General features: G+C 73.9%; 8 protein-coding genes and 1 pseudogene. 3 read left to right on the top strand and 6 right to left on the bottom strand.

The window, feature by feature from the left end; all coding sequences use genetic code 11:
• Positions 1–371: hypothetical protein (locus tag HUW36_RS19865; protein WP_174529549.1), on the bottom strand; the 371-nt coding region annotated here is incomplete at its 3' end.
• A gap of 120 nt (positions 372–491) precedes the next feature.
• On the opposite strand from HUW36_RS19865, the gene valS reads away from it, so the two are divergent.
• The gene (valS, locus tag HUW36_RS19870) at positions 492–3,056 is read left to right on the top strand and encodes a valine--tRNA ligase (RefSeq protein WP_174529550.1); all 2,565 of its coding nucleotides are present in this window, start codon (positions 492–494) and stop codon (positions 3,054–3,056) included.
• Positions 3,057–3,117: 61 nt separating this feature from the next.
• Here the strand turns inward: valS and HUW36_RS19875 are convergent, their stop codons facing one another.
• The 5 genes from HUW36_RS19875 to HUW36_RS19895 form a co-directional block, all read right to left on the bottom strand.
• Positions 3,118–3,600: a hypothetical protein gene (locus HUW36_RS19875; protein ID WP_246248235.1), complete on the bottom strand. Its 483-nt coding sequence runs from the start codon at positions 3,598–3,600 to the stop codon at positions 3,118–3,120.
• Between the two features lie 114 nt (positions 3,601–3,714).
• Positions 3,715–4,425 carry an ABC transporter permease gene (locus HUW36_RS19880; protein ID WP_174529551.1) on the bottom strand — a complete coding sequence of 237 codons (711 nt, stop codon included), beginning with the start codon at positions 4,423–4,425 and terminating at the stop codon, positions 3,715–3,717.
• The gene (locus HUW36_RS19885; protein WP_174529552.1) at positions 4,425–5,384 is read right to left on the bottom strand and encodes an ABC transporter ATP-binding protein; all 960 of its coding nucleotides are present in this window, start codon (positions 5,382–5,384) and stop codon (positions 4,425–4,427) included. The genes HUW36_RS19880 and HUW36_RS19885 overlap by 1 nt, the downstream gene beginning before the upstream one ends.
• Positions 5,381–6,259 carry an ABC transporter permease gene (locus tag HUW36_RS19890; protein ID WP_091570539.1) on the bottom strand — a complete coding sequence of 293 codons (879 nt, stop codon included), beginning with the start codon at positions 6,257–6,259 and terminating at the stop codon, positions 5,381–5,383. Before HUW36_RS19890 ends, HUW36_RS19885 begins: the two co-directional genes overlap by 4 nt.
• Complete coding sequence (locus HUW36_RS19895) at positions 6,252–7,166, bottom strand: ABC transporter ATP-binding protein (protein WP_174529553.1); 915 nt, start codon at positions 7,164–7,166, stop codon at positions 6,252–6,254. The genes HUW36_RS19890 and HUW36_RS19895 overlap by 8 nt, the downstream gene beginning before the upstream one ends.
• A 144-nt stretch (positions 7,167–7,310) precedes the next feature.
• Here HUW36_RS19895 and HUW36_RS19900 point away from each other — a divergent pair, with 144 nt between their 5' ends.
• Positions 7,311–7,877, top strand: a complete 567-nt coding sequence (locus HUW36_RS19900; protein WP_174529554.1) for a DM13 domain-containing protein — start codon at positions 7,311–7,313, stop codon at positions 7,875–7,877.
• A 111-nt stretch (positions 7,878–7,988) separates the two neighbouring features.
• A pseudogene (locus HUW36_RS19905) lies at positions 7,989–8,267 on the top strand (adenylyl-sulfate kinase); the annotation flags it as partial.

Here is an 8,267-nt window from a genome sequence, read left to right on the forward strand (position 1 = left end):
GCCGCCAGCACGGCCAGGACCTGCTCGGCGGTGGGTGGCTGCTGGGGCACCAGGCCGGCACCCTGCCGCAGGACCACCTCGCCGGCCAGGTAGTCGAGCGCCAGGCCGGTCAGCGCGACCGGCCAGCCCGGCAGCCGGTCGACCACGGCGACGGTGGCCAGGACCACGGCGAGCAGCGCGCCCGCGCCCAGCGCGACGAGCGTGCGGTCCAGCTGCAACGAACCGGTCGGGAAACCCTGGACCAGGTCGACGAAGCCGGCCTGACGGGCGACCGCGAGGCCACGCGTGCCGAAATACGCCCCGACCGCCACCGCCGCCACCGCGCCGGCCACCGTGGCGGCGGCCGAGGGCGTACGTGGGTTTCCGTCCATCGTGGTGCCTCCCCCGCATCCGTGGACGGGCAGATGCTGTCACACCCGGGCCACCGTCCGCTGTCCCCCGACCACCCGAATGTCGTGGAGTGACCCGGCCCGGCTGCCTACCATCGGTTGATGACCGACACGACGAGGACGGCCCGCGCCGGCGTTCCCGAGCGTCCGAGCCTGGACGGCCTCGAGGAGACCTGGGCGCGCCGCTGGCAGTCCGACGGCACGTACGCGTTCGACCGCACGAAGCAGCGGGCGGACGTGTACGCGATCGACACTCCCCCGCCGACGGTGTCGGGCGAGCTGCACATGGGGCACGTCTTCTCCTACACGCACACCGACACCGTGGCCCGGTTCCAGCGGATGCGCGGGCGGACGGTCTTCTACCCGATGGGCTGGGACGACAACGGGCTGCCCACGGAACGCCGGGTGCAGAACGTCTACGGCGTGCGCCCCGACCCGGCGCTGCCGTACGACCCGCGGTGGCGCCCGCCGGCCGCGCCGGTGGACGACGCGGCCCGCAAGGACCCGACCGCGATCTCCCGGCGCAACTTCATCGAGCTGTGCGAACTGCTCACGGCGGAGGACGAGAAGGTCTTCGAGGCGCTGTGGCGGCGGCTCGGGCTGTCCGTGGACTGGTCGTTGACGTACACCACGATCGGGGTGGCGGCCCGGGCGGCCAGCCAGCGGGCGTTCCTGCGCAACCTGGCCCGGGGCGAGGCCTACCAGGCGGAGGCGCCGACACTGTGGGACGTCGGGTTCGGCACCGCGGTGGCGCAGGCCGAGCTGGAGGACCGGGAGCGGCCGGGCGCGTACCACCGGCTGCGGTTCACCGGCCCCGGCGGGCGCGAGGTGCTGATCGACACCACCCGGCCGGAGCTGCTGCCGGCCTGCGTGGCGCTGGTCTGCCACCCCGACGACGAGCGGTACGCGGACCTGGTCGGCGCCGCTGTGCGTACCCCGGTGTTCGGGGTGGAGGTGCCGGTGCGCGCGCACCCGCTGGCGGACCCGGCCAAGGGCACGGGCATCGCGATGGTCTGCACGTTCGGTGACCTGGCGGACGTGACCTGGTGGCGGGAGCTGCGGCTGGACACCCGGGTGGTGATCGGCCGGGACGGGCGGCTGCTGCCGGAGCCGCCGGCCGGCGTGCCGGCGGAGCCCTACGCGGCGCTGGCCGGGCAGACCGTCAACGGCGCCCGGCGGACGCTCGTGGGGCTGCTGGCGGACGCGGGCGACCTGGTCGGCGAGCCGCGGCCGATCACCCATCCGGTGAAGTTCTACGAGCGCGGCGACCGGCCACTGGAGATCGTCTCGACCCGGCAGTGGTATCTGCGCAACGGCGGCCGGGACGCCGGCCTGCGCGAGGAGCTGCTGGCCCGCGGGCGCGAGCTGCGCTGGGTGCCGGAGCACATGCGGCACCGCTACGAACACTGGGTGGGTGGCCTCACCGGCGACTGGCTGGTCAGCCGGCAGCGGTTCTTCGGCGTGCCGGTGCCGGTGTGGTACCGGCTCGACGACGCTGGCGAGCCGGACTGGAACCACCCTCTCACACCGGACGAGGCGATGTTGCCGATCGATCCGACGAGTGCGCCGCCGCCCGGCTACGACGAGGCGCAGCGCGGTCGCCCCGGCGGCTTCGTCGGCGATCCGGACGTGCTGGACACCTGGGCCACCTCGTCGCTGACCCCGCAGATCGTCGGCGGGTGGGAGACCGATCCGGACCTGTTCGGCCGGGTCTTCCCGATGGACCTGCGCCCGCAGGGGCACGACATCATCCGGACCTGGCTGTTCGCCACCGTGGTCCGCGCCCACCTGGAGCAGGGTGTGCTGCCCTGGCGGACGGCGGTGCTCTCCGGCTGGATCCTCGATCCGGACCGGAAGAAGATGTCGAAGTCCAAGGGCAACGTGGTCACGCCGATGGCGCTGCTGGAGCAGCACGGGTCCGACGCGGTCCGCTACTGGGCCGCCAACGGCAAGCCGGGCACCGACCTCGCGTTCGACCCGGCCCAGGTCAAGGTGGGCCGCCGACTGGCCACCAAGGTGCTCAACGCGTCCCGGTTCGCGCTCGGGCTGGGCGCCGCCGACGCGCTGCGGGCCCCGGTCGGCGAGCCGTTGGACACCGCGATGCTCGCCGAGCTGTCCGGCGTGGTCGCCACCGCGACCACCGCCTTCGACGGGTACGACCACACGGCCGCCCTGATGGCCACCGAGGCGTTCTTCTGGCGGTTCTGCGACGACTACATCGAGCTGGTGAAGGAGCGCGCCTACGGCACCGGGCCGGCGGCCGACTCGGCGCGCGCGGCGCTGGCGACCGCGCTGTCGGTGCAGCTGCGGCTCTTCGCGCCGGTGCTGCCGTTCGTGACCGAGGAGGTCTGGTCCTGGTGGCGGTACGGCTCGGTGCACCGCGCGCCGTGGCCGACCACGTACGAGGTGGGCCGCGCGATGGCCGCGCCCGGCGACCCGGAGCTGTTGCGGCTGGCCGCCGACGCGCTGGGCCAGGTCCGCCGGGCCAAGTCGGAGCGCAGGCTGTCGATGCGGGCGGAGGTGCCGCTGGCCGAGGCGCTCGGGCCGGCGGCCCTGCTGGAGCAGCTCACGACCGTCGCCGACGACCTGCGTGCGGCCGGCCGGATCGCCAAGCTGGATCTGCTGCCCGACCGCACCACCGAACTGGTGGTCGCCTGCGCGTTCTGAGCGGGCGGACGCGAGGGGGCGGCCGGCTCCGTAGCCGGCCGCCCCCTCGCGGCGGTGGACGTCAGGCGGCCGCGCAGGCCGTCTTCAGCTTGTCCCGGGCGGCGGTGAGATCCGCCTTGCTCGGCGCCTTCTTCGGCGCCTTGGCCCAGGTGTCGGCCAGCTCCGTCATCTCGGTCGCGACGTCCTTCACCGCGGCGTTGACCTCGTCGCTGCTGGTGAACGCGTGCGTGTAGAGCGTCGCGGCACCGGCGGAGTACTGCGCGCTGACCGCGGAGTGCCCGGCCGGCGGGCCGATCTTCTCCGCCGAGGCGACCTCCTTGAGGGCGGCCGTGATGTCCTTGTCGGCGGCGGCGCAGGTGGTCCGGGTGGCGGCGTCGACGCCCGCCGGGGTGGGTGACGCCGAGGGCGCCGAGGGGGTCGTCGGCGCGGACGCGGACGAACCCGCCGGCTCCGCCGCCGTGGTGTCGTCGCCGTCGGTGCAGCCGGACATGACGATCATCGCCACCGCGGCCGGAGCCAGCAGGGCGAGTCGAACTGAACGCAAGATTTTCTCCCCGTGTCTGATGGTGTCGCCGCCGCAACCTAGCAGACCGGGCCGGCCCGGACGGGACCCTTTTCCACCGCCGGGAGGCGTCGGAGAAAGGGTCCCGTCCGGGTCTCAGCTGGTCTCGCCGGCCACGCTGAACGAGCGGAGCCGGTCGATGGCCAGCACGGTGAAGCCGACCGCCACCAGCCCGGTGAGCACCGCCGCGACCGGCACGGACACGGTGGTGCCGAGCAGCGGGGTGGGCGCCATCCGGTCGGCCAGCGCGATCACCCACTGCTGGATGGAGAGCACCCGGGTGCCGGTGACGAACCGGCCGAGCAGCCCCTCCCAGATCAGCACGTAGACCAGGCCGAGCAGCACCGGCCGCCGGGTCACCAGGGAGAGCGCGAGGAACAGCGCCGAGTACGCCAGCGCGCCCGCCGCGGACGCGGCGACCAGGGCCAGCCCGAGACGTACCGAGTCGGCCAGCACGCCCGCGACGTAGATCGGGACGCCGACGGTGACCGCGCTGACCCCGGCCGCGACCGCGAGCTTGGGCAGCACGATCTGCCACCGGGGCAGCGGCTTGGTGAGGATGTGCACCACCGTGCCGTCGTCGATCTCGGCGCCGAGCACGCCGGTGCCCACGATCAGGGCGACCACCGGCAGCACCACGGCCAGGCCGAGACCGACCAGCACCGGCGGCCCCCACTGGCCGGGATCCACGCCGAGCGCCCGGCAGAGCACCGCCAGGCCGACGAGGATCAGCGGCAACGGCAGCAGCATGAGGAACCGGCTCCGGCCGAACAGGCCGCGGGCGGTGATCCAGGTGACTGTCGACATCAGGCCTCCACCAGATACGAGAAGACGCTCTCCAGCGACTCGTCCTCCGGCAGCAGCTGCCGGACCCGGATGCCGTGGCGGAGGGCGATGCGGGGCAGCGCCCGGGTGAACGCGCCGTAGTCGCCGGCCTTGACGGTCAGGCCGGTGCGGCCCAGCTCGACGCCGGAGACCGAGGTCTCCGCCATCAGCGCCACCGCCAGGGCCCGGTCGTCGGTCGAGCGCACCGCGAACACGTGCGGCCGGTTGGTCATCAACCGGCGGATGGTCCGGTAGTCACCGGAGGCGGCCAGCCGGCCGGCGACCATCACCTGGACCGTGCCGGACACCTGCTCGACCTCCTCCAGGATGTGCGAGCTGAACAGGATGGTCCGGCCGGTGTCGCCGAGCCGGTGCAGCAGCGCCATCATGTGCAGCCGCTGCCGGGGGTCCATGCCGTTGAACGGCTCGTCGAGCAGCAGCACCTGCGGGTCGTGGACCAGCGCGGCGGCCACCCGGGTGCGCTGCCGCATGCCCTTGGAGTAGGTGCCGATCTTCCGGTCCTGCGCGCTCTCCATCTCGACCAGCTCGATCGCCCGCCGGGTCGCCGCCTCCGGGTCGGGCAGCCGGTGCAGCTTCGCGCTGGCCAGCACGAACTCGTACGCGCTGAGGAACGTGTGCACCGCCTCGCGCTCGCTGACCAGCCCCAGTCGGCGGTAGACGCCCGGGTTGCGCCAGGTCGGCTCGCCGTCCAGGGTCACCGAGCCGCGGGACGGGGCGAGGAAGCCGGCCATCATGTGCAGCAGCGTGGTCTTGCCGGCGCCGTTCGGGCCGAGCAGGCCGGTCACGCCGGGGCCCAGCCGCATGGTGACGTCGTTGACCGCCACCACGTTGCCGTACCAGCGGGACACGCCCGCCAGGTCGAGCGTGCTGGTCGTGGCGGCGGGCACGCCGGCCGCGGGTTCTGTGCGCAGCGCCGTCATCGGGCGGCCACCTTCCGGTATCGCAGGAGCAGCAGGCTGACGCAGGCGGCGACCAGCAGCACGGCGACGACCGCGTAGACCGGCCCGAAGTCGCCGATCGGCATGCCGCCGCGTCCCTGGGTCAGCCGGTCGCCCAGCGCCCAGTTGCCCACGCCGCCGACCAGGGTCGACGGGGAGGCGAGGAAGGCCAGTTCGTTGACCGTGCGGGAGGGCATGATGGACAGCACGCCGACCACCGGCGCGGTCATCAGGAACACCGCCACGATGCCGCCGGCGGCGAACGCGCGCTTGCCGGTGAGCGAGGCGACGAGCAGGCCGATCGAGGCGAAGACCACCGCCCACAGCCCGGCGTAGAGCAGGCCGGGCAGCAGGTCGAGCAGCTCGTCCCACACCCCGCGCAGGCCCCGCGAGGTGGTGAACGCGGCCCCGAGGAACATCACCAGCTGCGGGCCGCCGAGCAGCAGCCAGAGCGCGGTGCCCAGGGCCAGCAGCTTGGCCAGCGCGTAGTCGCCGCGCGGCAGCGGCCGGGAGAAGTAGAGCGGCAGCACCCCGCTGCGCAGGTCGCGGGAGACCAGCTCGGGGGCGGCCACCGCGACGAAGAAGATGACCAGCCAGCTCATCGCGTCGGCGAACTGGGCGTACGTCATCACCACCTCGCCGATCTGGCTGCGTACCGCGGTCAGCCCGGCGGCCACCACGGTGACCACGGCGACCACCAGCCAGGGGAAGATCTTCGCCTTGGCGCTGCGGCCCAGCCCGAAGACGGTCCGCACGCCGTGCCCGTAGAGCGCGCCGAACACCTGCCGGCGGCCCAGCCGGGGACCGGTGTAGCGCTGGTATCCGATGTCGTGGATGACTCCGGTCGCGTCAGACATGGCTGGGCTCCCTCGGGGCGAAGAGCTCGGCCACCCGGTGCCGCCGCTGGTCCAGCCGGTGCAACGGCAGGTCCAGCTCGGCGACCGCGCCGAGGATCAGGTCGTAGGTGTCGTCGTCGGCGAGCGGGACGAGCAGCAGCCGCCCGTCGCGGGACACCGGCAGGTCGAGCCCGGCGAGCCGGGCGGCCAGTTCCTCCGTACCCTCGCTCACCTCGACGGCGAGCACGTCGGTGGCGGTGGTCATGGCGGCGACGCGGTCGGCGCGCAGCAGCCGGCCGCCGTCGATGGCGACGAGCGTGTCGCAGATCCGCTCCACCTCGCCGAGCAGGTGCGAGCAGACCACCACGGAGATGCCGAACTCGGTGCCGATCCGGTGGACCAGCGCGAGCATGGCGTCCCGCCCGGCCGGGTCGAGACCGTTCGTGGGCTCGTCGAGCAGCAGCAGGTCGGGGTCGTGCACCAGGGCCTGGGCGAGCTTGACCCGCTGCTTCATGCCGGTGGAGTAGCCGCCGACGGCCCGGTGCCGCTCCTCGTGCAGGCCGACGTGGCGCAGCGCCTCCGAGGCGCGTTCCCGGGCCACCGTGCGCGGCAGCCCGCTCATCCGGCCGAGGTGGGTGACCAGCTCGGCGGCGGAGAGGTCGGGCGGAAGCGCGTCGTGCTCGGGCATGTAGCCGACCCGGGCGCGGACGGCGGCCGGGTCGGTGGTGGGGTCGAGGCCGAGCACCTGCACCCGGCCGCTGGTCGGCGGGAGCAGACCCAGCAGGATCTTGATCAGGGTGGACTTGCCGGCGCCGTTCGCGCCCACCAGCCCGATGATCCCCGGCTCGACCGACACGGTGAGGTCGGCCAACGCGGTGACCCGGCCTCCGTACGTCTTGGTCAGCGACTCGGTCGCGAGCAGTGTCACCCGCCCAGCCTAGGAAGTACGTGCCGGCCCGGGCACCGGGAAACGCTCGGGGTTGCCCCTGATTCCGCCCCGACGCCGGCCGGTAAGGCTTCCGTAAGCAGCCGGACCGGTGACCGCGCGACCCGGCGCCGGGAGACTCGACGCATGCCGCTCCGTCTGCTGCGCGCCCCGCTGACGTGGGTCGTCCTCGCCGTGCTCGCCGTCGGCGCGGCCACCGCCCTCTACTGGTTCCAGCCGTGGAAGCTGGTCACCGACACCGAGGTGCACGAGGAGCTGGTGGCGGTGCCCACGGCCGCGCCGGCACCGGCGTCCGCGCCCGCCTCGGCGTCCGCGCCGCCTCCCGCGCCGGCCGGCCCGGTGCTGGTCGGCAGCGGCCCGTTCGTCAGTCACGAGCACGAGACCCGGGGCACCGCGCGGATCGTGCGGACCGCGGACGGCCGGCACCGGCTGGAACTGGTCGGGCTGAACACCTCCAACGGTCCGGATCTTCAGGTCTGGCTGACCGACCAGCCGGTTCGGACCGGTCCGTCCGGCTGGCACGTGTTCGACGACGGCCGGCACCTGGCGCTCGGCCCGCTCAAGGGCAACCGGGGCGACCAGGCGTACGCGATCCCCGCCGGCACCGACCTCACCGGGCTGACCAGCGTCTCCATCTGGTGCGAACGGTTCGCCGTGTCGTTCGGCGCGGCGGCGTTGGCCGGCGCCGGCTGAGCCGCCGACGACACCCGACCGACGGCCGGGTGACCGGGAGGTGGAGTGGCGCTCTCGACCGATCGCCGGTGGGCTGCGAAACTGTGTGCCGGCCGGTGAGTTGGGGGTTCGATGAGCAACGGGTGGGTCCTGCCCGAGGATGTTCTGCGGGATGCGCCGTCGTACGCGCCGAGACCCGCTGAGCTGGCCGATCTCGAGTTGCTGCTGACCGGGGCGTACACGCCGCTGACCGGCTTCATGACCCGGGCCGACCTGGCGTCGCTGGGCCGGCGTGGCCGGCTCGCCGACGGCACGCCCTGGCCGGTGCCGGTGACGCTCCAGGTGCCGGCGGCGCTCGCCGACGGGCTCGACCTGGCCGACCCGGCCCGCCGGGCGCTGGTGCTCACCGAC

The sequence above is a fragment of the Micromonospora maritima genome, from assembly GCF_902825405.1.
Lineage (GTDB): Bacteria > Actinomycetota > Actinomycetes > Mycobacteriales > Micromonosporaceae > Micromonospora > Micromonospora maritima.

Excerpts from the sequence above, each read along its gene's own strand:
- valS (WP_174529550.1), top strand. The coding sequence starts at position 492 with ATGACCGACACGACGAGGACGGCCCGCGCCGGCGTTCCCGAGCGTCCG.
- HUW36_RS19880 (WP_174529551.1), bottom strand. The coding sequence starts at position 4,425 with ATGTCGACAGTCACCTGGATCACCGCCCGCGGCCTGTTCGGCCGGAGC.
- HUW36_RS19885 (WP_174529552.1), bottom strand. The coding sequence starts at position 5,384 with ATGACGGCGCTGCGCACAGAACCCGCGGCCGGCGTGCCCGCCGCCACG.
- HUW36_RS19890 (WP_091570539.1), bottom strand. The coding sequence starts at position 6,259 with ATGTCTGACGCGACCGGAGTCATCCACGACATCGGATACCAGCGCTAC.
- HUW36_RS19900 (WP_174529554.1), top strand. The coding sequence starts at position 7,311 with ATGCCGCTCCGTCTGCTGCGCGCCCCGCTGACGTGGGTCGTCCTCGCC.